At 39.8% G+C, this 26,324-nt stretch carries 17 protein-coding genes; 10 read left to right on the plus strand and 7 right to left on the minus strand.

Translation table 11 applies throughout. The features are described 5' to 3' along the window. The first annotated feature begins 5 nt into the window (after window positions 1-5). On the plus strand, window positions 6-1,154 hold the full coding sequence (locus OQX63_RS10235) for an AhpC/TSA family protein (protein WP_265850774.1): 1,149 nt from the start codon (window positions 6-8) through the stop codon (window positions 1,152-1,154). A gap of 389 nt (window positions 1,155-1,543) precedes the next feature. Here the strand turns inward: OQX63_RS10235 and OQX63_RS10240 are convergent, their stop codons facing one another. The 7 genes from OQX63_RS10240 to OQX63_RS10270 form a co-directional block, all read right to left on the minus strand. Then, on the minus strand, window positions 1,544-2,788 hold the full coding sequence (locus tag OQX63_RS10240; protein ID WP_265850775.1) for an arsenic transporter: 1,245 nt from the start codon (window positions 2,786-2,788) through the stop codon (window positions 1,544-1,546). Between the two features lie 9 nt (window positions 2,789-2,797). Further along, on the minus strand, window positions 2,798-3,919 hold the full coding sequence (locus tag OQX63_RS10245; RefSeq protein WP_265850776.1) for a metallophosphoesterase family protein: 1,122 nt from the start codon (window positions 3,917-3,919) through the stop codon (window positions 2,798-2,800). 128 nt (window positions 3,920-4,047) lie between these two features. Continuing rightward, window positions 4,048-5,265, minus strand: coding sequence for an MFS transporter (locus tag OQX63_RS10250; protein WP_265850777.1), 1,218 nt, complete (start codon window positions 5,263-5,265; stop codon window positions 4,048-4,050). 160 nt (window positions 5,266-5,425) lie between these two features. Further along, window positions 5,426-6,763: an ATP-binding protein gene (locus OQX63_RS10255; protein WP_265850778.1), complete on the minus strand. Its 1,338-nt coding sequence runs from the start codon at window positions 6,761-6,763 to the stop codon at window positions 5,426-5,428. Continuing rightward, a complete protein-coding gene (locus OQX63_RS10260) occupies window positions 6,764-7,447 on the minus strand; it encodes a response regulator transcription factor (RefSeq protein ID WP_265850779.1) in 684 nt (227 codons plus the stop codon). Further along, a complete protein-coding gene (locus OQX63_RS10265; protein WP_265850780.1) occupies window positions 7,444-8,142 on the minus strand; it encodes a hypothetical protein in 699 nt (232 codons plus the stop codon). The genes OQX63_RS10260 and OQX63_RS10265 overlap by 4 nt, the downstream gene beginning before the upstream one ends. Before the next feature lie 162 nt (window positions 8,143-8,304). Then, window positions 8,305-9,039 (minus strand): hypothetical protein, encoded by a 735-nt coding sequence (locus OQX63_RS10270; protein WP_265850781.1) that lies wholly within the window; start codon window positions 9,037-9,039, stop codon window positions 8,305-8,307. A gap of 616 nt (window positions 9,040-9,655) precedes the next feature. On the opposite strand from OQX63_RS10270, the gene OQX63_RS10275 reads away from it, so the two are divergent. From OQX63_RS10275 to OQX63_RS10315, 9 genes are all read left to right on the plus strand, one after another. Further along, the gene (locus tag OQX63_RS10275) at window positions 9,656-12,643 is read left to right on the plus strand and encodes a SusC/RagA family TonB-linked outer membrane protein (protein WP_265850782.1); all 2,988 of its coding nucleotides are present in this window, start codon (window positions 9,656-9,658) and stop codon (window positions 12,641-12,643) included. An 11-nt stretch (window positions 12,644-12,654) separates the two neighbouring features. Further along, window positions 12,655-14,244: a RagB/SusD family nutrient uptake outer membrane protein gene (locus OQX63_RS10280; protein ID WP_265850783.1), complete on the plus strand. Its 1,590-nt coding sequence runs from the start codon at window positions 12,655-12,657 to the stop codon at window positions 14,242-14,244. A 9-nt stretch (window positions 14,245-14,253) separates the two neighbouring features. Continuing rightward, window positions 14,254-15,318 carry a phosphatidylinositol-specific phospholipase C1-like protein gene (locus OQX63_RS10285; RefSeq protein ID WP_265850784.1) on the plus strand — a complete coding sequence of 355 codons (1,065 nt, stop codon included), beginning with the start codon at window positions 14,254-14,256 and terminating at the stop codon, window positions 15,316-15,318. A gap of 8 nt (window positions 15,319-15,326) precedes the next feature. Further along, window positions 15,327-16,730, plus strand: a complete 1,404-nt coding sequence (locus tag OQX63_RS10290) for an alkaline phosphatase (protein ID WP_265850785.1) — start codon at window positions 15,327-15,329, stop codon at window positions 16,728-16,730. Between the two features lie 346 nt (window positions 16,731-17,076). Then, a complete protein-coding gene (locus OQX63_RS10295; protein WP_265850786.1) occupies window positions 17,077-18,249 on the plus strand; it encodes a CehA/McbA family metallohydrolase in 1,173 nt (390 codons plus the stop codon). 607 nt (window positions 18,250-18,856) lie between these two features. Next, window positions 18,857-19,441, plus strand: coding sequence for an RNA polymerase sigma-70 factor (locus OQX63_RS10300; RefSeq protein ID WP_265850787.1), 585 nt, complete (start codon window positions 18,857-18,859; stop codon window positions 19,439-19,441). A 438-nt stretch (window positions 19,442-19,879) separates the two neighbouring features. Beyond that, window positions 19,880-21,043 (plus strand): FecR family protein, encoded by a 1,164-nt coding sequence (locus OQX63_RS10305; protein WP_265850788.1) that lies wholly within the window; start codon window positions 19,880-19,882, stop codon window positions 21,041-21,043. 264 nt (window positions 21,044-21,307) lie between these two features. Continuing rightward, window positions 21,308-24,718, plus strand: coding sequence for a TonB-dependent receptor (locus OQX63_RS10310; protein ID WP_265850789.1), 3,411 nt, complete (start codon window positions 21,308-21,310; stop codon window positions 24,716-24,718). A 22-nt stretch (window positions 24,719-24,740) separates the two neighbouring features. Next, window positions 24,741-26,318: a RagB/SusD family nutrient uptake outer membrane protein gene (locus OQX63_RS10315; protein WP_265850790.1), complete on the plus strand. Its 1,578-nt coding sequence runs from the start codon at window positions 24,741-24,743 to the stop codon at window positions 26,316-26,318. The last annotated feature ends 6 nt before the right edge of the window (window positions 26,319-26,324 follow it).

Consider the following 26,324-nt stretch of genomic DNA (forward strand, 5'->3'; position numbering starts at 1 on the left):
AAACCATGAAAAAAACATTATTAGCAGCAACATTAGTGATCAGTGCTTTTGTTGCCTCTGCACAAACAGGCTATGTGATCAAAGGCCAGATCGGCAAATTGGGCAAACCAGCAAAAGCCTTTCTGTTAACTAAACTGGAAGGAAAGGAAAAACTAGATTCAGTAGAACTGGTTAACGGGGCTTTCACATTTAAAGGTTCAGTTCCATCACCAATGGAGGCTACGCTTCGTTTGAAGCACGACAAATCTATCGATACACCCGGAAGACGGATTAAAATTGATGGCATGGCGATCATTTTAGGAAATGAAAACATCACCATTACCGGAAAAGATTCCATTAAAACAGCTACCATTAAAGGCTCAACTTTAACGGATGAAAGTAAAAGAGTTGATGCCCTTTTAGGTCCTATTTATGGAAAACTGGGAGCGCTGGAAAAGGAATTTGCTGATCAGCCAGAAGCTAAAAAACAGGATAAAACCTATATCATGGACCTCGAAAAAAGAGCAAAAGTGATAGAGCAAGAGATTTTTGATGCCAAAATTAACTATGTGAAGCAAAATCCTTCGAAGTATATGGCTTTGATGGCGCTTAATTCAACCTTAGGTCCGGGTTTCGATGCCATAGAGATGGAAAAAATCTTCGCAAATATTTCTCCTGAACTGAAGTCTTCTTTTTTGGGAAAGCAAGTTGCTGAGCGTATCGCACACTTTAAAAAAACACAGGAGGGCGTAGATGCGCAGGATTTTACCCAACCTGATGTTGACGGTAAAATGGTGAAGCTTTCTGATTATAAGGGAAAATATGTGCTGATTGATTTCTGGGCATCATGGTGCGCACCATGCCGGAGAGAGAATCCTAACCTGGTTAAGGTTTATGAGCAATATAAATCAAAAGGGTTTGAAATTTTAGGCGTATCTATGGATAAGGCGGCAGATAAAGCGAAATGGCTTAAAGCCATTACTGATGATAAATTGACCTGGAAACAGGTTGGCGATTTAAAAGGATGGGAAAACGAGGCGGCGGCTAAATATGATGTTAAAGCTATTCCTATGAATTTTTTAATTGATCCGAGTGGAAAAATTATCGCTAAAGAGCTTAGAGGTGCAGCCTTAGAAGCGAAAATCAAAGAAATATTTGACGGACGCACTAAGTAAAAACATCTTATAGGTTAATGATGACTAATGCAGGTTGATGGATGTCGCCTGCATTTTTTGTGCCTTATGCTGTTGGGAATGGATTATAATGTTAAGGCAATTAGGAAAGGTCATTTTTTTGCAGAAACAAGACTTTAGAGATAACAGATTAGGATAAATCGTCATTTCGACCGCATTGGAGAAATCTTTGAACTACTTTTGGTAGCTTAAACCAGCTTTTGATTTAAGTCGGTCATCATCCTGATCCGATAGCTAGCTATCGGATTTATTTCTGGGTCTTTCTTGCTAAAAAGATGCTGAAATGAATTCAGCATGACGAATTGATCTAGTCAGAGTCGGTTATAAAAACAGTTGTTTCATTAAATAATTATCCAGTTCAGGTTAACAGATCAAATCCATAAGGATAGTATGGCAGCTATCAATGCGGTAGTCATAATTACGCTTCCCAATTTTAAAAATGTCCAGGCACTTACTTCCTGTCCCTCTCTTCTTAAAGCCACCAGCCACAGGATGGTTGCCAGCGAACCGGTTATGGAGAGGTTGGGGCCGAGGTCAACACCAATTAATACTGCACTTTTAACCATATCTGGTGTGTGCGCATTTTGCAATACACTACCTGCTATTAATCCGGCAGGTAAATTATTCATTAAATTGCAGGCTACTGCTGTCACCGTACCACTAAGCCACACGGCTGCCGTTTCAGACTGTGCTATCGCACCATTTAGCAACGCACTTAAATGCTGTGTCATCCCGGTTTTATTTAAAGCTTCTACCACTACAAATAAGCCTGCTACTAAAGGAAGCACTGCCCATGATATCCCTTTAATTACACTCACCGGATTTTTTCTTGCACTGGCCAATACAATTGCACTAGTGGCAACACCAGTAATTAAGGTAGGCAATCCAAGTTCAATATTCAAAGCAGAAGCGGCCAATAAAACTACTGCAGTTCCACAGATTCCGATTAAAGCTGTCTTACCGCCACGGCTTAATTCAGGTAAATCAATCTCCGTTATTATTTTTTGTTTAAAACATTCTCGCTGAGAGAGCCGGAGCATAAAATAAGTAACGGTAATGGCACATATGGATGGGATGAGATACAGACCGAGCCAATGCATTAAGGATGGCATATGTGTGCCATAAATCACCAAATTTGCAGGGTTAGAAATGGGCAGCATAAAAGAAGCTGCATTGGCAATGAATGCACAGATTAATAAATAGGGCAGAGGTTTTTCTACTTTAGCTGCTTTAACTGCAGCTGCCACGGCTGGGGTTAGCACAACTGCCGTAGCATCATTGGAAAGGAATGTGGTTACAACCACACCAACCAGATAGATGAGCAAAAATAATTTTCCTGATGATCCCCTGGCCCTTAAAGTGGCATGGGCGGCCAGCCAGTCGAATAGTTTTTCTTCCCGGGCGGTTTCAGCCAGCAACATCATTCCCGTTAGAAATAAATAAACATCTAAACCTTTCGCTATCCCTGAAAAGGCATCAGAAAAGGTAATCAACTGAAATAATAATAATAAGGTAGCTCCAATGATGGCATATACTGCTTCGGTAACTTTAAAAGGCCTGATGATTACACCCGCTATTGCGAGGAAAGAAATAATCCAGATGAGTATGTTGTTCATATTTTATAGCTAAGATATGGGTTTTCCGTTACGGTTAGGCCCAAGTTGTGTACCCATGATCCCGTTTTCGGCCCAGATACCTATCGTATCTGCATCGCTGCCATCTTTAAATTTTTTGGGTAAAATATAATTAGTTGTAGCGGGCTGTATACTCCAAATGCCAGGACGGCCTGTAACATCAGTCGCTTTGATCGTTAAATTAGTTAAAGGTTGCTCTAAAACTTCGACTTTGGCCTTCCATATTCCATCTTTTTCTTCAAAGGTCATATTTTGCCAATCAGATAAACCAGATTTGCATAATACTGATGAGACTTTTCTTGAACCCAGTATTACAGCTGAAGCTTCATATACTTCTTCTATTGTTTGGGTTTTCCTATTCAATAAACGGTAATCAGTTGGCCAGGTAAGCATTATCAATGGAAAAGGTTCTGCCAGTTGTTTAAAACGCCAGCTAACCGCAGATTTATGGACAGTAATGATCGAATAACCAACCGGGCCTTCCTCAATCTGTCCGGTTGATCTGGTCGCTGTAAAAATGGTTTGACCGTTATTGGCGATCTCGTTATAATGCGTGTGTCCCATATCCACCAGCGTAACATCATATTTTTCTAACATCTTATTCAGTGATTGCTGCTCTTCCGTTGATTTTAAATCAGCAGGAAAAACGTGCATAAACAAAAGAATTGTCTCTTCATTAGCCGCAGCCGCAATCAATTCTTTTTCCAGCCATTCTAGTTGTTCCATACCTAGCCTAAAATCAGGACCGCCGCTTCCAAATCCGCAGACATCAATAAACAGGCACCTGTTACCCTTGTGTAATACAGATAGCGGAAGTTTTTGGGTTTGAGGCATTTTATACATATTATCAAGGCTCCCTTGTTCCATATCGTGGTCGCCTGCAATTATATAAACTGGTATGCTTAACATTTTAAGGGCTGTGGCTACTAATTTATATTGCTCTGGTAAACCGTTATCGGCATTGTCGCCAGGTAAAAAGACGAAATCAAGCTGGCCATTCAATTCTGTCTCAATTTGAGCTATAATTGAAAGCAGGTCTATGTAATTCTGTTCTTTGGCTTTAGTAATGTGTAAATCTCCTAAATGAGCGAAGATTAATGGGGCTGAACTCATAAATTATTTTGTATAGCTAATTGTTTTAAAGATCATGTAGACCTCTACTGTGATCATATGACGTGGATTTTTATTCCTATATAATAAAGTTCGTTCATAGCGATCTGTTATATTGAAATGAATGTGGGTTAGCAGGCTTCCTTAATGGTTTTTGCGAAGATGATCCACAATAGGATGGAACCAATGGCAAATGCACCCAGGATCATAAAAGTAGTATTATAACCTATCCCCTCAGCTATCCAGCCTCCAATTGCCGGACTAAATGAAGCACCCAGGCCTTGTACCGTCATTACTGCGCCTTGTCCGATATTTACCCTTCCTGTACCATTTAGTATATGCGCAACCAAGCCAGGAACGGCAACACTTTGCAGGCCCGCTCCAATTCCGTCTAAAATTTGTACGGGGTAAATGCCTATGTGACTGTGCATGTAGGCGGCAAATAAGCCACGTATAGGTAAGGATAGGAAAGAAATGAATAAGACCAACCAGTAACCTCTTTTATCTGCCATCTTCATGGCCAGTAATGATGTACCGATCATGACCAATTGTGCAATGATAATGGTCATGGCCACAAACACGGAAGCGTTACCATGGCCATTGGCAGCAGCGGCGAGTCCATAGAGGGGTAGCATCGCACCGTTACCCAAATGAAAAAAGGCTAATGCGCCTGCCAATACCAATAATGATTTACATTGAAATAATACTTTAAATCCACTGGCTTTTTCATTTTTTTCTCCTTCTTTCATGCCTCTTGCTACATGATCATCAATGGATTTAGCCGGAATCAATAAGACTGAAATAATGGACAATAAACCAAAAAAAGCAGCGAGCAAGAATATGGCCGTGATGCCAAATTTATAACCGAGGTAACCAGAAAGTGCAGAACCGACTACATTGCCTGCGTGGTTGAATGCCTGGTTATAACCATTTTGCTTGTTAAAACCTTTTTGTTTGACTATGCCTAGTGTAATACCGATTATAGCCGGCCCAATAGCCGACCCGGCTATAGCTGTTGCCACTTGCGAAATACTAACCAGCCAAAACTCCTGGGTGAATAAGATTATTCCTGATGCCAGTATGGTGAAGATTGCAGATATAACCACATAAAACCGTTTCCTTTTGGTGGCATCAATTAATGCGCCCGCTGGAATAGTCATGATCATCCCGGCAACTCCACCAATGGTCATCACTGAGCCGATTAGTCCGCTTTTCCAGCCATGTGCTAAAAGGAAGATGCCTAAAAACGGACCTATCCCTGCCTGGAGATCGGCCATGAAAAAATTAAGAGATTGTAAGGGCCAGATAATCCGCTTATCTGTTACGCCTTTAGCTAGTTGTTTGCTCATACGATTTGCTTAACACCATGTGCATCATTATGTTTAAACCCTAAATAAGAACATTTTAATTAAATAACTGTAAATCAGTGTTTTGTGTTGCTGATTTGTGGAATTAATTTTTCTTCATATTAAATTGGTGCAGTACAGGTTTTAGATTAGTGCCAAAAAGCTATGCGCTAATTGGTAAGTCAACTATTGCTTCAAAAGCAAAGTTGCTGCTTTCCACGCGGAAATTTCCATGATGTAAGTGCGTAATCTCTTTAACCAGCCAAAGGCCAATGCCAGCGCCATTTGAATCTATAGCTTCCCTGTGGAAAGCATTTTGGAGGTTTTCGGTTGGGAAACTTTCTTCGCTGATGGTGTTTTTAAAACTTATGGCGATATGATCTTTAAACGTAGACTGCTGCACAGAACAATTGATTGTGGTACCTGGAACAGCATATTTGATTGCATTTTCGACGAGGTTCATCAGTAAGATATTCAGTTTGTCATCATCGGCAACGATTAAAAAAGTTTCGGCATCCTGATCAAAATCAATCTTTGACTTTAAACTTTTTTGCTGCAAAAACGGTTGTAACCTGTTAAATAACCGAAGTATAACCAAAGAAAGATCTATTTGTTGCTTATGCAAGGTAATACCACTACTCTTTAACTGGCTTACCAACAAGAATTCCTGTACTACCTGTTGCAGCCTGTTAATTTCAGCAAGCTGGCTCTTCATCAGGTTTGATAACGCTGGTGTCAATTCAGGTTTCGATAGCTGAACTTCAATTTCGGCACGCATAATGGCTAGGGGAGTTTTTAATTCGTGCGATGCAGAGGCAAAAAAGTTTTGTTGCTGTTGTAAAGATTCATCAATTCTCACCAGCATCATATTTATGGTTTCCGTTAATTCCTGCAGTTCATCATTCGTTTTCTTCACCGGAATAACATCCCTGAGTTTGTGCGCATTGATGAGTTTAGCCGCGTTAATAATACGCTGCACGGGCTGTAATAAATAAAAAGATAAGATATAGGCAATTAAACCGGCAAGCAAAACACTGAGCAAGCTACAGGCAAAAAGCAATAAGAGCAGGTATCGTAAGTTGCTGTCTAAATGATCTGCACTGCGTACTAGCATCAATTCGGCGGGATTATCCTCATTGCTACTCACCACGTAGGCAACCCTCATGCCCAAAGTATCGGTTACGCCCGTTTTTGTGGGGGTACGGATATTTTTAATGATTCCGGGGGATTGAAAAACGACAATGGGTTTTCCCGCTGAATGGTATAATACCCTAATGGAAGTATTATTATCTGGCAAAGGAATAATTGCAGGTAATACTTCGGTTTTATCTAAAAGTGTTTGGGCCCTGGCTATTAAATAAGCATCATTGTCGGATATCATCAGCATCCTGATTTTCCGGTAACAGTAAAGGTTGAAAGATAAACTTAGCAAGATAAAAATCAGGCTGAACGCTACCGTTATTTTTAATTTGATACCGAACTGACGCTTTCCTATTTTCATTTAACCTTGTTTTACGTCACCTTTCAATATATATCCCCGACCAACAACCGTATGGATCAATTCTTCATCGTAACCTCTGTCCATTTTTTTCCGAAGCTGGTAAAGGTGTACTTCTATTACATTGCTACCCGGATCGAAGTTTATATCCCATACTTTTTCGAGGATCTGTGATTTTGTTACCACTTTGTTTTGGTTAGCAAGCAGAAATTCCAAGAGGGCAAATTCACGGTTACTCAGTATAACTGCTTTGCCGGCACGGCTAACTTCCCTGGTTAACAGGTCTACCCTAAGGTCTGCCACCTGTAATTTCAGTGAACCCTGCGCCAATGACCGGCGTTGTACAGAACGGATCCTGGCTAACAATTCATCAAGTTCAAACGGCTTTTTAAGATAATCAATAGCGCCATGGTCAAGCCCGTTTATCACATGTTCTGTATCGTTCAGTGCACTAATGATAATTACCTGGGTTTGATTATTAAAGCTGCGCAGGTTTTTTAGAACCTCCAGGCCATTAAGAGAGGGCAACATCATATCCAATAGGATAAGATCATAATGACCAACCATAGCCATTTCCAACCCTTTGTTGCCATCAGCAACCAGATCACAGACGTGACCTGCCTGCGTAAGGCCGTCGGCAATAAATCCTGCTAACTTTAACTCATCTTCTATCAATAATATTTTCATCTTACCAGGAATGTTTTGTTATCTATCGTAATGCGGAGCACAATATATACTTTGTCATGATTGATGTTAATAAAACCTTGGTCATCCTGCCGCCTTACCGCTTCCAGATGAAAGGTGTTACTTTCTTTAATAAGGTGTGCGATATCATCTACCAGCCCTGGTTTAAAGTGAAATAACAGGTTATTCTTTCTGAGCGCCACAATTCCACCGTATTGGTCTGTGATCAAAACTGGCTTCTCCAGATTAAATTTTTCTGTTTGATGATTTGGAACATCAGGCGGTGGGGGTAAATTATCGAGCGTCTGACTGATGCCTGTTTTATTGTTCTTAATGGCTATTAATTGGTAGCCAACTACCTCATCGCTAGGGTTTAAGCCATAAGTTACCGTAACCGGCTTACCAATAGCACCAATTTTGGTTACCCATGCAGCTGTATGCGGTCGAAAATCAATTGTGATTAAGCCAGATTTTTCTGTTTTCAATTCCAGGGCATTGATATCTAAATGAGGATTGTTCCTATAGCTGGTAACAATCCCGGTAATTACCCTTTGCTTATGCGGCAGTTCCAATTGCGGCCTGTTATGATGAACAACGGGTGGTTTCGGTAATAAAGGTACCGGAGGGTTAATTAACAACCAGATAATGACCAACAGCAAAATAATGATTACGACCAGCAGTGGGCGGTAATTTTTCATCTTTATTGGCTCATATGGTGAGTCATTATCTTGCTCCATTTTCATACAACCTGCAAAATATGCATATATTTTATCAGTTAACAGCGAAGCAGCCAATTAGTTCATACGCACCTTAATTAATTTAAGATTGGAGAGATATTTCGCTCTCCCAATCTAACTGGATTATCTTAACAAATAAGTCTGTCCATTGATCTCGATGGTTTCCGGGTGAATAATGGTTGGTGCGCCAGACTCCAATACTACACCTGATGGAGGTGTGTCTTTAATGCCGGTCACCTTTACTTTATCTCCTGTTTTTAATAAAGGTTGTAACTGTTCAACCGCATGCGGCGGTAAATCTATTTCTACCTTGTTATCGAGGCTAAGCCCACGGATTGCACCGCCCTGATCACGTTTAAAATCATTGATTTTTCCTGTAAATGTTCCAGGCGTTGCACTAACCGGTACAATAGGTGTACTTGGTGGCGTATCCACTATTTGTGTTCCATCAACCGATAAGCTTGCCATCTGGAATACGTTAACGCCATCTGGACCATTATCAGTAAAGCCTTTTACAGTTACCGATTTGCCCTTAGCTGCAGCATTTATTAGTTGTTTACCCAATTGTTCCGGGAATCTGACTGTGATTACCTGGCTGCCATTTTGCAAGGTGAAACGATTATAGATATACCTGTCATTCGTTTGATAGGCAATAACCTTTCCGTTCAGCGAGGTTAAAACTTTTAAACCACCGCCTTCCAAACCACCTCTGTTTCGTCCAGGATGAGGAAGCATTTCTCCAGGGCCACCTGCCGGTGGTGTCGGAGGGTTATCATTTGGGCGTACTTGTGCGAAGGTTACGATACTCATCAGCGCGAAACACGCGGTTATTGCTGTTTTTTTGATTTGACTTTTCATATGCTTTTCTTTTTGATTTTAAATAACTTTATGATTCAAAACTACACTAGCGGTCTGAAGTGGGTATGAAAAGCGAATTAAATTTAGTTCATCTGATTTTTTATTATCCTTCAGATTAAAGGTTAATGCAATTCGAATAGGAGTGTCAGACAGAGACAGCTTATACTATACAAATAAAAATGCGATAGTTACCCTGAATTTTATTCTCGGGAATGCCATATCTGCGGCAGATGGAAACATCTGCCACCACCGCCAGGGTCTTAATAGGAACCAGCAGCCTTCTCGCAATACTCATTTCTCAAGGAAATCCCACAACGTTAAGTTCTCCAGGAGTACAAACTTAGGAAGAATTATATCAGTATCAGATGGAAACATCTGAGACCACGAATAGTTGATTTTTAAACTTCATGTTAAATTAAAAAGTTTAACATGAAGTTTAATAGGGGTTTTCTTAACATTTCGATGCCGTTTTCTTCTGGAATTTAACAATTCAGTATTTTTTACATTATAAATTCCTAACCAGGCAAGCTCATCTTTGTGGCAAATTAGTCATTAGGTTTTGGCCGAAATGAGTTGCCGTTCTGGCTAATGCAAACAAACTATAAATTATTCATTCATGAAAAAAATGTACAAACTGATTTACTTTACCGAGGTATGCAGGCTGCAGGGTTTATTGATTATGCTCATGTTATTCTCTGTAAATGTAATTGCGCAAAATACGCAGAACATCAGCGGTAGAGTTGTTGATGAGACAAACCAGCCAATTCCTGGTGTAACCGTAAGAATAAAAGGTTCTACAGGCGGAACTTCTACCAATCTTGATGGAAACTATAACATTTCGGCAAAATCATCAAACGTTTTAGTTTTTTCCATGCTGGGCAGTATATCAAAGGAAGTATCTGTTGGCAATCAAACGCGGATTAACGTAACGCTTATGCCAGATAATCAAAATTTGAAAGATGTTGTGGTAATCGGTTATGGTACCGCGAATAAAAAAGATGTAACTGGTGCGGTGACTTCAATAAAATCAGAAGAGTTTAATCAGGGCGTTATGGTAAACCCGGCACAACTTTTACAGGGAAAGGTTGCCGGTTTAAATGTAACTAAAAGTGGCGATCCAAATGCTAAGCCATCAACAATATTACGTGGACCTTCTACCTTAAGAGAAGGTGCTGCGCAGGAACCATTTTATGTTATTGATGGCGTTCCAGGGGCTTCGATTGATCTGCTTGCGCCTGCTGACATCGAAAATATTGATATCCTTAAAGACGCTTCTTCCACGGCTATTTATGGTTCAAGGGCAGCAAACGGCGTTATCATCGTAACAACCAAGAGATCTAAAAGCGGGCAAGCCCGTTTATCATACAGTGGATATGCTGCAGTTGAAAAGGTATCCAAAAAGTATGATATGCTTTCGGCACCTGAGTTAAGACAATATCTTGTTGATAATAAGCAGACTTTAAATCCTGTTGATGATGACGGTTCCGACACCAATTGGCAATCGTTGCTCGAAAGAACAGGTTATTCGCAAAACCATAACCTTTCTTACGGAGGGGCAGGTCAATCTTCTGATTATGGGGCGAGTGTAAACTATCTGGATAATAAAGGGATCTTAAAAAACACATCATTAAGAAGAACTGTTGTCAGGGCATACCTTAACGAAAAATTTTTTAACGACCGTTTAAAACTTGGTTTAACAATTACAAACAGCAATTCCAAAAGCTCAGATATTAATCAATCTCAGGCATTACCAAATATGCTTTTCTTTTTGCCAACAGTTAGTCCGTTTAATACTGATGGTACTTATAAAGAAAACTATAACCGTATAGGAAGTGGTACAAGAAATCCTTTATCGATTGTAGACAATAACATTTTTGACAACCTAAACAATAAAACCCTGATTAACGGGATGGTGCAGGTGAATATTATTGATGGCTTGCGGTTTACAGCTAGTATCTCTTCGCAACGGGACCAGAACAGTTACAGCAGTTACCTAAACAGCCAATCTGGTTTAGCCAGGGGTGTTAACGGACAAGCGCAAAAAATTGATATTTTAAATAAAAGCCAGGTATTGGAGGGCTATTTCAATTATGATAAAACCTTTGGCAAGCACAGTTTAAAATTACTTGGCGGTTATTCATGGCAGGAAGACAGGACCAATGATGGTTTTGGTGTAAGAACGCAAAATTTTTCAAATGATAATTTAAGTTACAATAACCTATTTCTTTCTAACCCCAGTTTGTTATCACAAATAGCTTTCAATGATGCGCCTATATCTACTTTAAGATTAATATCATACTACGGCAGGGTTCAGTACAATTATAATGAAAAGTATCTTTTTCAAGCATCGTTAAGAGATGATGGTTCTTCAGCTTTTGGTAAGAATAACCGTTGGGGTTTATTCCCTGCAGTATCTGCCGGATGGAGAATTATTGGCGAGGATTTTATGAAAACTGTTCCGGTAATCAGCGATTTAAAACTACGTGCAGGTTATGGTGTGTCGGGTAACAGTTTAGGCTTTGATGCTTTCTCTTCATTGTTAATTTATGGAACACTTTCGGGAAGCAACAAGTTTTTAAACAATGGCAACATTAGCAATGCAATTGGCCCGGTAAGAAATCCGAATCCGGATTTGAAATGGGAAAGTACGGCAACTACCAACATCGGTTTAGATTTTGGTTTATTTAAGGACAGAATTACAGGTTCAGTTGATTTTTATGTGAAGAAAACTTCTGATTTAATTTACGATCGTTACGAAGTTTCTACAACACAATTTTTCCTGCCAACCATTACAGCCAATGTAGGTAAAATCAAAAATACCGGTGTTGAGTTTTCGTTAAATGCTGTAGCGGTCAAAACTGATAATTTTAAGTGGACAACTTCTCCAAATATCGCACACAACAAAAACGTAGTTGAAACCTTATCTGATGATTTCTATAAAATCGATTTGATCAGGACAGCATCGCTGGGTGGTCAGGGTCAGTCTGGAAATTTCAGTCAAATCATACAACCAGGTTATGCTTTGGGTACTTTTAACTTATGGAATTATGCAGGTAAAAATGCGTCTGGCGTAAGTACTTATATTAATGCTGCTGGCCAAACTATTGCCACGCAACCCTTAACAACGGATGCTAAAATTGCAGGAGATGCACAACCAAAGTTAATTTACGGCTGGGCAAATAGGTTCAATTACAAAAACTGGGATTTAAATTTCCTTGTTCGCGGCGTATTGGGCAATAAAATTTTAAATGCAACCAAAGCATCACTAAATAATCCTGCTGGCGCTAAGAACCAGAATATTCCTCGTTTTACTTTGGGCGAATCTTTTAACGACAATATTGCCTATTTAATATCTGATCGTTTTATAGAAAGCGGTTCTTACCTGCGTTTAGACAATGCAACGCTAGGTTATACCATCAGACCAAAAAACCCATCTATTAAGGCCATCAGGTTATATGTAACCGCAAACAATTTATTTGTGATTACAAACTACACTGGTATCGACCCTGAAATCAACATTGGAGGCTTAACGCCAGGTATCGATAACAATAATTATTATCCAAAAACAAGAACATTCAGCTTTGGTGTAACTGCATCATTCTAAAAAACACAAAAATGAAAAAGTTTATAATCTTATTTAATATTCTGGCTTGTCTGATGGTATTGGAATCATGCAGCAAGTTAGATGTCGATGTAGAATCTCAGTATGTAAAGGAAAATTTTCCAACTACAAACGCAGATTATTCGGCACTTTTTGGCACCATGTATTCTAATTTATCATCACAGTACGGCGTGCCTTATTGGAGAATGCAGGAACTTTCTACCGATGCGGCTATCCTGCCTGCACGTGATGGGAATTTTGATGATGGGGGCCAGTACCGCCAGTTGCATTACCACACCTGGACAATCGATCATCCAAATGTAAGGGACATTTGGCAGTGGGGCTTCGGCGGTATTAATAATTGCAACCGCTTAATTAACCTTACAACCGAGTCAGTTGCATCTGAAGCTTCAAAAGCAAGCAGTTTAGCGGAAGTAAGAGCAATGCGGGCCTTGTATTATTATTTTATGATGGATTTGTATGGTAATGTACCCATTATCGATACTTTTCCAGTTAACACCCTTCCCGGTAACCAAACCCGTGAAAAGGTATTTGAATTCATAGAAAAAGAACTATTAGCTGTTGTTGCGCAATTACCGGTAAAAGACAATAATAACAGGGTTCTGGTTTATGGAAGACCAACACAGGCTATGGCCTATGCATTGCTTGAGAAAATGTATTTAAATGCTGAGGTTTATACCGGCAAACCAAGGTATGCAGATGCCGTTATCATGGCTGATAACATTTTGAAAAACAGCAATTATAGTCTTGATGCAAAATATAGCGATATTTTCGATGTGAACAACGGTCCATTGGTTAACGAGACCATTTTTGCAATCCCTTATGATCAGCAAATTCCTGGTAATCAAATCACGAGGTTTGGTTTTTACCCGGCTTTAGCAGCAGCTTACGGCATAAATGTTGGTTTCAGTATCTCGATGAGTACTACGCCTGAATATTATAACCGCTTCAATTTGACAAACGATATTCGCAACAGCTTCTGGTTAATTGGTAAGCAATATGCACCGGATGCAAACCGTAAACCTGATTTAACCAAACCTGTTTATGTTGCAGGAACAACAACGCAAATTGAGATTACCCCTGACCTTATTTTAAAACCAGGTAAACCAATGGATTTAGGTAATACGGTTGCTGATCAGGCAAAAGGTGTCCGCTCAGTAAAATACTGGCCAGATCCAAATGCCATTCAGGCTACCAGGTTAAACGGAAACGATATGCCGGTTTTACGTCTTGCCGATGTAATGTTAATGAAAGCCGAAGCCATATTAAGAGGCGCAACAGCAACTACGGTAAATGGCGAATTACAAACACCACTTTTATTGTTAAATAAAATAAGGGCCCGTGCAGGTGCAGAAACGGCTAGCGCAGTAAGTTTGCAGGATTTACTTGATGAGCGTGCACGCGAATTTAGTTGGGAAGCCTGGAGAAGAAACGATCTGATTCGTTTTGGGCAGTTCGAAACAGAATACCCTTTACCAAACGATGTCTTAAAAATGAATAAAGATATCACCAGAAGAATCTACCCGATTCCTGCTAACGAACTAAAGCTTAATAGCAATTTAAAACAGAACCCTGGCTACTAAATTAAAAATATGAAACTGATTACCTGTGTTGGTGTATTGCTGGTATTGCCCGCAATTGCTTTAATTAATAAAAAGGACGATTTGCCAATCAATCAGATACAGGTAATCGGTTCGCATAACAGTTATAAGCAAGCCATCAATCCGGCTTTGTTCAATGTTATAAAATCACAGGATTCGGCAGCTGCCAACAGTCTGGATTATGAACATATTCCTATGCCCGAGCAATTAAATATGGGTTTAAGAAATCTCGAAATCGATGTTTATGCTGATGAGAAAGGTGGTAAATACGCCCATCCCAGAGGTTTTGAACAGGTAAAGGGGCAACCAGAATTCGATAAAGACGGTGAAATGAATAAACCCGGATTTAAGGTATTTCATGTTCCGGATTTAGATTTCAGGTCGTCGGCACTAACTTTTGTAATTGCATTACAGCAATTAAAGGAATGGTCGGAAGCTCATCCAGACCATACGCCTGTTTTTATCACATTAGAAGTTAAAGACGATTCGATAAAACGTAAAGGATTTACACAGCCTGAAATTTTCACCAGTAAAACTTTTGATGAGCTGGATGCGGTAATTATTGAACATTTAGGAAAGGAACATATCATAAATCCTGATATGATTCGAGGTAAATACAACACTTTGGAAGAAGCTGTTCTGGCCAAAAACTGGCCGAAGCTTAGTCAGGCGAAAGGTAAATTCCTTTTTGTTCTGGATGCCAAGGACCGAAAACGCGCTACCTACATTCAGGGGCATCCATCACTTAAAGGCCGTGTACTCTTTGCCAATGCAGAACCAGGAACGCCGGAGGCCGCTTTAATGATCCGGAATAATCCGAAGGATGAACAGATTCCTGAATTGGTAAAGAAAGGCTACATCATTAGAACCAGAGCAGATGCCGATACAAAGCAAGCCAGAAATAATGATTGGAGTGATTTCGAAGCAGCCTGTAAATCGGGCGCCCAAATTATTACAACAGATTATTATAAAAAGAGTAAACACTTTAAATCAGATTATGCCATCAGTTTTGCTGGTGGAAAATACTTTAGAGCCAACCCTTTATTTAAAAATTAAGAATAGGTATGAATAGAAGATCGTTATTAAAAGGAGGTTTATTAACCGGTTTAGGTTTGCCTTTTGTGGGTATGAAAGATGTAATTGCTTCGCCTATAGTTGGACGTAAAAAAGCTAAAAACATCATTATGATGGTGAGTGATGGGATGAGTATCGGAACGCTGAATATGGCCGATATCTATTCTAATCGCATATTCGGCAGAAGCAGTAAATGGTTAGGGCTCTATAGAGATAATAAAGCTGTAAGAGCGCTAATGGATACCGCTTCTGCAAGTTCTTTAGTTACCGATTCTGCCGCAGCCAGTTCATCCTGGGGTGGGGGCATGCGCGTAAGAAACGGTTCGCTAAACGTAGGTATGAATGGTGAAAAGCCACAGCCAATTCTTCAAAAGTTTAAAGAAAAAGGTAAGAAAGTTGGTTGCGTAACCACTGTGCCTATTACCCATGCAACGCCGGCAGGTTTTTGCATCAATATTGATAACCGCGGTGGACAGGATATTATTGCAGAAATGTACTTAGGCCTGAAATTCGATGTGATGATGGGTGGCGGCCATAAATATTTCGGGAAGAAAAGGACAGGTGGAAACGTGATTCCGAAATATTTAACACAGGGCTACAAAGTTGCTGAAAACAGGGCCGAGATGTTAGCCTTAGATAAATCAAAACCAGTTTTGGGTTTGTTTGCAGAAGATGGAATGCCTTACGAGGTGGATAGACTACATGATCAGGAACTCATAAAATCGACACCAACACTGGCAGAGATGACTATGAAAGCGATCGAACTAATGAAAGATCATAAAGATGGTTTTGCTTTACAGGTTGAAGCGGGTAAAGTAGATTGGGCAGCACATTCGAATGATTTGAGCGGTTTAATCTTCGATCAGCTTGCTTTTGATGAAGCTGTAGGAAAAGTAATAGAATTTGCTGAAAAGGATGGCGAAACATTGGTGATCATTACCACAGATCATGGTAATTCGAATCCTGGTTTGTTTTATGCAGATGAAGCCAATAAAAAGTTCGATAGCCTTCAAAACTTCAAACATAGTAATACCTGGCTTTTGGCGCAGCTCAATCAATCCTTTAGCGAACAGAAAATAATTGATCTGATAAAAGAAAATCAAGGTTTTGAAATGAAAGCAGAAGATGTAAAATCTTTATTGGTTCATTTTAAGGATATTGTTCCTGGTCAGCTTTACAACGAATCAAACCTGCCATTTTATGAGTATGGCAAAATTTTGGGTAAATATACCGATGTACAATGGGCAGGAATGAATCATACTGGTGACTACGTGGAATTAACCATGTTTGGTCCGGGTTCAGAAAATTTAAAACCTTTTGTTAAAAATTACGAGCTGCATAACTTTATGCTTAAAGCTGCAGAAATGCCTGAAGCGTTTTTGGTAAAAGCTTGATGATTCAGAAAATTGAAAGGTTGCGGGACATCTTCATTTACGGTTTTCTATTGGAGTCTGTCAATGGTAGAATTCAGTTTTTAGTTAAAAACAAAGAAGTTGGATGACAGGTTTAGAATGAATCGTCATCTCGACCGCAGCGGAGAGATCTTTTAACATAGTTCAAAGATCTCTCCACTACGCGTTGCTCCGGTCGAGATGACGACTTTTCTTTAGAATCTGTCGTAGCTTTATAGAAAGACTTATTAATTGCATTATTGTGCTTCGATCCACTAAACGTGACAATTGTCTGGAGATTCACTGATTATGATACAATCTCATTTTAATCCCAAATTTTAATCAAGCAATGAAAATTCGTTTAATTTTTTTTCAATTATTATTTAGCCTTATTATACTTTTAAATGCTACTGATCTCCAGGCACAGGAAACTACTAATCCTCCGGCAATCGTAAATAAAAATGGTGTTTGGTTAAAGGGCGATCTGCACGTACACTCGAGGCACAGTACAGAATCATCCAACAATTCGATTTCGAAAATTATTAATTTTTCAAAGTCAGTTGGGATGGATTATCTAGCCATAACCGACCATGATAATCATGTTAATGGCGATGTTGCGCACCATACCTGGGCCGATCCGGAATTTAAATCAGATTCGCTGCTTTTGCTTTATGGCGCCGAATGGACAACCACCAGGGGGCATGGAAATGTATTTTCTGATAAGCCGTATGACCATCAACGTTTATATAATATCAGGGATGCCCGCGACGTCAATATTGGGAAAGTTAAGAAATCGTTAGGGATTCATTTGTCGGCAAATCATCCTAGTGGAAAGGATAATTTTGGCTTTTCTTATGATTTGGTTAAATCTATCGAGGTCTGGAATTCGGCTGTTTGGCCGAAGAATGCCAACGCAATAATGATTTGGGATGACATGCTTTCTTCGGGCAGAATGATGACAGGCAGAGGTGGAAGCGATACCCATCATGGTGTGCCCACGGCAGATGAAAAACCGAGCGCAAATACATATCAGGCAGAATTTAATTATGTGGGTACGCCAACAACCTGGGTTTTCGCAAAAGAACGTAGCCTTAAGGCAGTTATAAATGCTTTAGATCATGGAAAAGCTGCTGTTAGTTCCAATCCTTATGCGCCAAGAGTAGAGTTTTATGCTGATTATAATGGTAACGGTAAGTTTGAAATGATGATGGGTGATAATGCCATTTCAAAGGGTAAACCGATAAAGTTTCAGGTGCAATTGATTGGCAATAAATTACCTGCAGCGCAATATACTGTTACCGTAATCAAGAATGGCGCAAAGCTGAACAGCTTTCAGGTTAGCGGTCAGGTTCCTGCTTTTCAGTTTACCGATACACCAGATTTAAAAGGCCGCACCTATTACCGCGTTACGGTAGAAGGTAAAAATACTGATTACCCTCAAGTGCCAAAATCTGCAGCGTTAAGCGAAAAAATGGTGGCGCTATCTAATCCGATCTACTTTAATTTTGATTCTAAATTTTAATTATAGCCAGTGTTAGATGGAAACATCTGACACCACGAATAGATACCTAATAAATGTCGTCATTGCGAGGAGGAACGACGAAGCAATCTTTCCTGCTAGCGATCCTTGCGCTAAAGATTGCTTCTTGAAATCAGGGCAGACTTTCTGCTGAAAAGTATTCTCGCAATTGACGATTTCTCAAGGATATCCATAACGTTAAGTTCTCTAGTAGTACAAATTGCGGGAGAATTATCCCATTGTCAGATGGAAACATCTGACACCACAAATAAAATCGGGGCAGATTGCCGGCTGAAAAGTATTCTCGCAATTGACGATTTCTCGAAGATATTGATAACATTAAGCTTTCCAGAAGTACAGATTTTGGGAGAAATATATCAGTGTCAGATAGAAACACCTGACACCACGAATAGCTGAGACAATCATGGTTCTCAGGATTGCAATTCTATATTTATAACACAGCCTCCATTTTTTTTAGCATCAGAATTATAGATTAGATTTTTAGAATCATCAAAGCAAAATGCCATAAATATCAGCATTTTAATATATCGCCGGGTTTGGCTTTATGTTCGTAGTTTTGGATTCAATTTTTTTTATAATTTTACTGGCTATGAGCAACCAACCCAATCATACTGATGAAGAACTGATCGTAATGTTGAGGGAGGACGAAGTGGTTGCTTTCAAGAAAATTTATACAAAGTATTGGTATGATTTGTATCTCATCACTAATAAAAGATTAAGGTCTAAAGAAGCTGCAGAAGAGATTATCCAGAATTTCTTCACCACATTCTGGCTCAATCGGGAAAAAATAAATATCACAGGCTCTTTAAAGGCTTATCTCCATTCCGCTATCCGCTATTCAATTATTGATTATCTGGCTAAAGAGGCCACAAGGAACAATTACCTCGAACTGCTTTCATTTAGTTATCAGGAGGCTACGAATACCACTGAAGAAACCATATTTATAAAAGAGCTGGAAAAAGGAATCAACGGCGTGATTTCGAAGTTGCCTGCCAAATGCAGAAGGGTATTTGAACTCAGTAGGAAAGAGCATAAATCAAATAAGGAAATTGCCGAATTGCTGGGACTTTCTGAAAAGACCGTAGAAAACCATATTACCAATGCCTTAAAACACTTTAGGGTACATTACAAGGTGATTTTGATTGCTTCTGGTTTTGCCTGGTTACTGCGGTAAAGCCTTGCGCTTCAATAAAAGTATTTTAGTATTAGGAAATGAGCGGTTAATGGTGTGAGCGGCCTGTAGTCCCGCTATCGCTTATAGTCCTCGCTGCGCTCCGGGCTATTCCGCTTTATCGGGTTTAGAAACAAAGGTTTGTGCGCCATACCACCTCCTAAGATGAAACACTGCATCGACTCTATTTAGCCCCGGTTGCAGCGATACCCTGCAGCAACGAGGTACGAGGCAGCGAAGCGTATAAGCGAAAAACGGGAAGAAACTTTGTGTGTAGCACAGGCGCTGCGCTCCAATAAATATGTTGAGGAAAGAAGCAATCTTCAAGCTAACGATTCTTGACTTAAAGATTGTTTTAAATTTTTTTTATTTTTTTTTTGGGGGCAAGACCTGGGTTTCCCGACTATACTATTAACGAACCAAATATAACTACATACCAACATGGGCAGATCAATACCCGTTTCCTTACTTAAAAAATATCTTTCTGGTGATTGCACGGTTGCTGAGGTAAAAGAAGTAGACCAATGGTTTGACAGTATGGATGCGGTACCTGAAGATCTTGTTGGCCTTTCTGATGACCAGCGCAAGCTCGTGGAAGATAAAATTTTTGAACGCATTCTGCTCCATATCGAAACTAAAGAACAACAAAAGATCACATCAATTCCCAAAAAATCGATACGTCTACATCCAATATTATGGGCGGCAGCATCAATCGCTCTGGTTCTGGCTGCGGTGTTAATCTGGAGATACAATGCGCAGCTTAACCTACAAAATCAAAATGCAAAACTACAGCATTCCGTTCATATAAAGCCAGGTGGCAATAGAGCGGTTTTAACATTGGGCGATGGATCATCTGTGGTATTAACCGAAGCCAAAATTGGTGCACTGGCCGACCAGCAAAATGTGAGCGTGGTAAAAACAGCTGAAGGCGAACTCAGCTATAAAATGCATACGGGATCTGCATCTGCTAAAATAAGTTATAATAAGATTGCCACACCGCTTGGTGGCAAATACAGCGTTGTTTTGCCTGATGGTACTAAAGCCTGGTTAAACGCGAAATCGAGCTTAAGGTTTCCAACTGCTTTTACGGGTGCTGAAAGAGTGGTGCAGATGACAGGCGAAGTATATTTCGAAGTAGCTAAGAATCCCAAACAACCCTTTAAGGTACAATCTGGAGGAACGGAAATTAAGGTGTTAGGTACCCATTTTAACGTAATGGCTTACGGCGATGAGGCCGAGCAGAAAACAACGTTAATTGAAGGCAGTATCCACTTATCATCGGGTAAATTTTCTCAGCTATTAAAGCCTGGACAACAAGCATTGGTAGATCCTTCTGGTATAAAGTTAAATAACAATTGCGATTTGGAAGCGGTGATGGCCTGGAAAAACGACCTTTTTATCTTCAAGGATATGGAGATCAAAGAAATTGCCAGGCAATTGGTTAGGTGGTATGATATCCAGGTCGTATTTAAAGGAACGCCTTCAAAAATATCATATACCGGAACCATACCTAAAGACGTAGAACTTTCAGAGTTGTTGAGCATGCTTCAATTTACAGGATTGAAATATGAATTGAACGGACATACGCTAACTATCATCGATTAAAGAGATTAATCGATAAACAATAAATTTTAACCAAATAAATTATTTTACATGAGAAACTATTACAACACTGCATAATGTAAAGGCGTAACCATGCTTTTTAAGAAAAAACCGGATAGTGTTCGCTGCACATCCGGTTACTGTAAAGGTTACTTACAATCCGATTTAGACAACATTATAATTTAACCAAAACTCCATAAAGATATGAATTTATTTTTTAGGATCAGGCAGGTATTGCGCCGTGATTCTTACCAAATCTTACTAACAATGAGACTCGTAGTGCTTTTTTTTACGCTCACCCTAATGCAGGTTAGCGCTAGCAGCTTCAGTCAGAATCTAACCCTTAAAGAGAATAATTCTGACGTCATTTCCATCTTAAAGCAAATCGAAAAACAGAGTGGTTATCACTTGCTTTTCAGACGTGCTGATATAGACGATAAATATAAAATAAACATTAATGTAACAAATATGCCTCTTGAGCAGGTAATGGGCATAGTGTTGAAAAATACCAACCTCGATTTCAAAATCATTAAGAAAACCATTGTTCTTAAAAAGAATGCCTATTCGCTATTTACAACCATTTCTGTTCGTGATATAGAAATTTCTGGTACGGTGAGCGACGAAAAAGGCGTAACGCTGCCCGGGGTAGTTGTTAATATAAAGGGCACAAAACAATCAACTGTAACCGATATCAATGGTAAGTTTAAGATTTCGCTGCCTTCAGGATCAACCACCCTTGTTTTTTCTTTTGTTGGGATGGAACCCCAGGAGGTTAATCCTGGCAACAAAAGTATGCTAAATGTGGTACTTAAGGCACAAACTACATCACTTTCTGATGTGGTGGTGATTGGTTACGGCACACAAAAACGTACAGATCTTAATGGATCTATTTCGTCGGTAAAGGCGGCCGATATTGCTAATGTACCTCAAACCAGTATTGATCAGATGCTGCAGGGTAGGGCTTCAGGTTTAACAATTTCGCAAAATTCTGGTGCGCCTGGTAGCAATACATCTGTACGGGTACGTGGCGTAACTTCTTTAAGCGGTAGTAATGAGCCTCTATATGTAATAGATGGTGTGCCAATTTCTGGCGATGCAGGCAATCAGAGTACCAGTGGAAGATCTCCATTACAGGCTTCATCTTCCAATGCCAATTCGCAAACTACCGTGAGTCCGTTGTCTTTGATCAATCCAAATGATATTGAGTCGATTGATGTATTAAAAGATGCATCTGCAACAGCAATATATGGAAACCGGGCTTCAAACGGTGTGATTATCATCACCACTAAAAGGGGCAGAAGCGGTAATTCATCTATAAATTATGATGGCTATTATGGCTTCCAGCGTGTGGCAAAATACATGGATGTGATGAATCTTCGCCAGTATGCGACACTTCAAAACTCTCTGGGCGATATTTATGGTACTGGTAGAAGGGTTGAATTTGCAGATCCTTCAATATTGGGAGAAGGTACTAACTGGCAAAAAGAAATATTTAGAACTGCACCACAAGAAAGTCATCAGGTAGCTGTTTCTGGTGGAAAAGAGGGCTTAACCTATTACATTTCTGGTGGATATCTTGGTCAGGATGGTACCGTTATCGGCTCCGATTTTCGCCGCTATAGCCTTCGGGTAAATGCTGATGCCCAGGTGAAAGAATGGTTTAAACTCGGTATTACCTTAACCGGAAGCCGATCTGCAGAAAATGTAGTGACCAGTGATAATAACGGTATTATTTACAATGCTTTATTGCAGGCGCCTGATTTAGCAGTAACCAACCTTGATGGTTCGTATACTGGTCCTCCTGTGTCTGATCCATTAGCTGCCGCAGCGGCATTAAATCCAGTGGCCCAGGCCCAGCAAATCAAAAATAAACTGAACAGGACTAATATTAACACCAATATTTATAACGAGATTAAGTTTCTTAAACCATTATCGCTAAGATCAGAACTTGGAGGTGATTTTAATTTCTCAGATAATAATGTATTTACGCCGAGTTATTCATGGGGCCGTTTTACCAATCCTACTGCCTCTTTAAAGGAAAGATATCAGCAAAGTACATTTTTGATCTGGAAAGAATACCTTAATTATAACCAGACTTTTGGTGAAAAGCATAACCTAAGCGCTATTTTGGGTTACGAGGTTCAGCAGTCAAACTGGAGAGGGATTGAAGGAACACGCCAGGGATTTTATAGTAACGATGTACAATCATTGAATTTAGGCCAGGCCATAACGGCTACCAATGATGAATATATTGGTACACAACGCCAGGAATCAATTTATGCGCGTGCCATTTATACCTACAATTCTAAATATAGCCTTACTTCTACAATCAGAAGAGACAAGACTTCTAAGTTCGCTGAAGGATCACAATCAGGTTATTTCCCATCCTTTGCGGCCTCTTGGAAATTGTCTGAAGAACCGTTTATGAAGGGGATCAATAAGGTAGTAAACACGCTTAAGATCCGTTTGGGTTATGGAGAGGTGGGCAACCAGGATGTTCCAAATTATTTATATAGTTCTTTGTTAAGATCTTCACAAACAGGTTTGGGAACTGGTTTTCTTGCCGGACGGATTGACAACAAATCGTTAAAATGGCAAACTTCCATCCAATACAATGGTGGTGTTGATATGAGCTTTCTAAACGGTAGGATTAGCACGAGTATAGATGTTTACAAAAAAACATCAAAAGACTTTTTATTCCAGCTTACGCTTCCAGGCTATTTAGTGGGTGGTCCTGATTATTTGGGCGGTATTAACCCTCCGTATGTAAATCTTGGAAAAATTGACAACGTAGGTTTTGATTTGAACATCAACTCGCGCAATTTTGAAAAGGGCGATTTCAAATGGAATACAAGTGTAGTGCTATCGCATTATAATAATGAAGTTAAAGCGCTTGGTAACGGTCTTACCGAACTCTTCGGAACAGTAACCAACGCTTACCTGCAAACTCCGGTTACCCGTACCGTGGTAGGCAGATCGGTAGGTGAATTTTATGGTTATAAAGTAAAGGGAATATTCAAAACACAAGATCAACTTCAATCTGCTCCGGTTCAATTTGGCCGAGGCATTGCCAACAACAGCAGCAGCACCTGGCTGGGCGATGTGCAATATGAAGATGTAAACGGTGATGGCGTAATAAACGAAAAAGACCGTACAGCGATCGGAAATCCAAATCCTAAATTTACCTATGGTATTACCAATACTTTTAGTTATAAAGCTTTTGATTTTACCTTATTCCTGAACGGATCTTACGGCTCCAAAATTATGAACCTGTTAAACAATACCATGGGTAACCTGGCGGCTGTATATCAGAATCAATATGCGGCATATAGCAATTTCTGGTCACCACAAAATCCAGATTCCAATATTCCTGCACCTAAAATCGGTATTGATAATCCCAATCTGTTTGTATCTGACCGTTATGTGGAAAGCGGATCTTTTTTACGCATCCAGAATGTTAGTTTGGGATACAGAGTGCCTGCTTCATGGATCAGGAAATTTAAATTCTCAAATTTAAAAGTGTACTCAAGCGTACAAAACCTTTACACCTTTACAAAATATAAGGGTTATGATCCGGAAATCGGGGCGATGAACCAGAGTGCCATTTTAAATAATATCGACCTGGGAAGATATCCAATTGCCAGGACCATCACTTTTGGGATAAATGCACAATTTTAGTGACCTACAATTATTGAACAAAATGAAATCATATTTAATATACAGCTTTATTTTTATAGCCTTTGTTAGCGCAGGCTGTAAAAAAGAATTTTTTAATATTCCTCCACAGGATTCACTTAGTGCTGATAATTTTTACCAAAACACCGAACAGGTTCAGGCCAGTACCATTGCCCTGTACAACTCTCCATGGTTCGATTGGAATGCAAAAGCTTCCTGGTGTATTTCAGAATTATTAAGCGGCAATGCGCACACTTATTCTCCGGATGTGATCAACTTTGGAAATTTTTCTGTAACAGGAGATAATACCCAATTGGCATCAGCCTGGAATTCGCTATATAGTGTAATTGCACAATCTAATGCGTTAATTAATAATCTGAAAGCCAAGGTGCCAGCCAGCGTGCCTGCACCAATCGTTAATAATGCAATTGGCGAAGCCAGATTTATGCGGGCTATGGCTTATTTCTATTTGGTAAGAACGTGGGGAAACGTGCCTATTATTGAAAACAGCCTGGATTATGTGAGCAATTATCAGATTAATACCAATCCGGTAACTGACGTTTACAAATTCATGATCAACGACCTCAAATTTGCGGAAGAGAATTGTGATAAAATGATCAGAACGGGTTCTGTTTCTCAGGGTAAAGTATCCAGCGGATCAGCATCTGCATTATTGGCTAAAGTTTATTTGTACATGCGCGATTATGCCAATGCCCGGTTAAAAGCCGAACAGGTGATCAACAGTGGCGAATTTAAATTGTATGGAGTAGATATTTCGGGCAAAACTTACGCTGACTTGTTTAAAACAGCTAATAATAATAACGAGGAAAGTGTTGCCGCTATTCAATGGTTGGGCGGATCCTCATATGGACATGGTAATGCACTACAATCTTTCCTTGCATTTAATTCTGAAATTACGGGTACTGGTGATGGTTATGGAAGCGTTACACCTTCTATCGATTTGCTTACCGCTTTCGAGCCCGGCGATTTAAGGAGAAAGCCAACGGTGATGATGCAGGGAGATGTTTACCCTGAAATTAACCAGGCCAAAGGAGGTTACACTTTACCTGCCGGAGCGGTTGCCCAGGGGATGCCGGCATTTATTAAAAAATATGTTGTGGGCACACCTGCAGATAATGGCGGTAAAGGTGCAGCATTTTCGACAGGTAATAATACATATTTAATGCGTTATGCCGATGTATTGTTAATTGAAGCTGAGGCAGTGCTTGCAGGTGCTGATCGTACTGCTGATGATGCAGCGCTTGTACCTTTTAACAAAATCAGAAAAAGGGCAGGACTCATTCCCAAAACTTCGATCACTATCCAGGATATTTACCAGGAACGCCGTATGGAATTCGTTTTTGAGGCAGATTATTGGTTTGATCTGGGTAGGTTAGATGGTTTTAATGTGACCTCACATCCTAAAGCAATTGCCATTATTTCCAATCAGGAAAGAGGAATTTACAGCAATACCACACCTGTTGTAATCTGGGGACAAAAATATACCCCAACCGATGCCAATTTCCGTTTGCCTTATCCTACAACAGAAACCATTCTAAATCCAAAATTACTATTGGCTCCAGTGCCTTACAATTTTAAATAAGCTAAT

Origin of the sequence: Pedobacter sp. PF22-3, assembly GCF_026239555.1 — a bacterium.
Taxonomy (GTDB): Bacteria; Bacteroidota; Bacteroidia; order Sphingobacteriales; family Sphingobacteriaceae; genus Pedobacter.

Bases quoted from the DNA above. Each gene is read 5' to 3' on its own strand.
- OQX63_RS10235 (WP_265850774.1), top strand. From the start codon at position 6: ATGAAAAAAACATTATTAGCAGCAACATTAGTGATCAGTGCTTTTGTT.
- OQX63_RS10265 (WP_265850780.1), bottom strand. From the start codon at position 8,142: ATGAAAAATTACCGCCCACTGCTGGTCGTAATCATTATTTTGCTGTTG.
- OQX63_RS10310 (WP_265850789.1), top strand. From the start codon at position 21,308: ATGAGACTCGTAGTGCTTTTTTTTACGCTCACCCTAATGCAGGTTAGC.
- OQX63_RS10305 (WP_265850788.1), top strand. From the start codon at position 19,880: ATGGGCAGATCAATACCCGTTTCCTTACTTAAAAAATATCTTTCTGGT.
- OQX63_RS10250 (WP_265850777.1), bottom strand. From the start codon at position 5,265: ATGAGCAAACAACTAGCTAAAGGCGTAACAGATAAGCGGATTATCTGG.
- OQX63_RS10240 (WP_265850775.1), bottom strand. From the start codon at position 2,788: ATGAACAACATACTCATCTGGATTATTTCTTTCCTCGCAATAGCGGGT.
- OQX63_RS10245 (WP_265850776.1), bottom strand. From the start codon at position 3,919: ATGAGTTCAGCCCCATTAATCTTCGCTCATTTAGGAGATTTACACATT.
- OQX63_RS10285 (WP_265850784.1), top strand. From the start codon at position 14,254: ATGAAACTGATTACCTGTGTTGGTGTATTGCTGGTATTGCCCGCAATT.
- OQX63_RS10255 (WP_265850778.1), bottom strand. From the start codon at position 6,763: ATGAAAATAGGAAAGCGTCAGTTCGGTATCAAATTAAAAATAACGGTA.
- OQX63_RS10270 (WP_265850781.1), bottom strand. From the start codon at position 9,039: ATGAAAAGTCAAATCAAAAAAACAGCAATAACCGCGTGTTTCGCGCTG.
- OQX63_RS10315 (WP_265850790.1), top strand. From the start codon at position 24,741: ATGAAATCATATTTAATATACAGCTTTATTTTTATAGCCTTTGTTAGC.
- OQX63_RS10280 (WP_265850783.1), top strand. From the start codon at position 12,655: ATGAAAAAGTTTATAATCTTATTTAATATTCTGGCTTGTCTGATGGTA.
- OQX63_RS10300 (WP_265850787.1), top strand. From the start codon at position 18,857: ATGAGCAACCAACCCAATCATACTGATGAAGAACTGATCGTAATGTTG.
- OQX63_RS10295 (WP_265850786.1), top strand. From the start codon at position 17,077: ATGAAAATTCGTTTAATTTTTTTTCAATTATTATTTAGCCTTATTATA.
- OQX63_RS10260 (WP_265850779.1), bottom strand. From the start codon at position 7,447: ATGAAAATATTATTGATAGAAGATGAGTTAAAGTTAGCAGGATTTATT.
- OQX63_RS10275 (WP_265850782.1), top strand. From the start codon at position 9,656: ATGAAAAAAATGTACAAACTGATTTACTTTACCGAGGTATGCAGGCTG.
- OQX63_RS10290 (WP_265850785.1), top strand. From the start codon at position 15,327: ATGAATAGAAGATCGTTATTAAAAGGAGGTTTATTAACCGGTTTAGGT.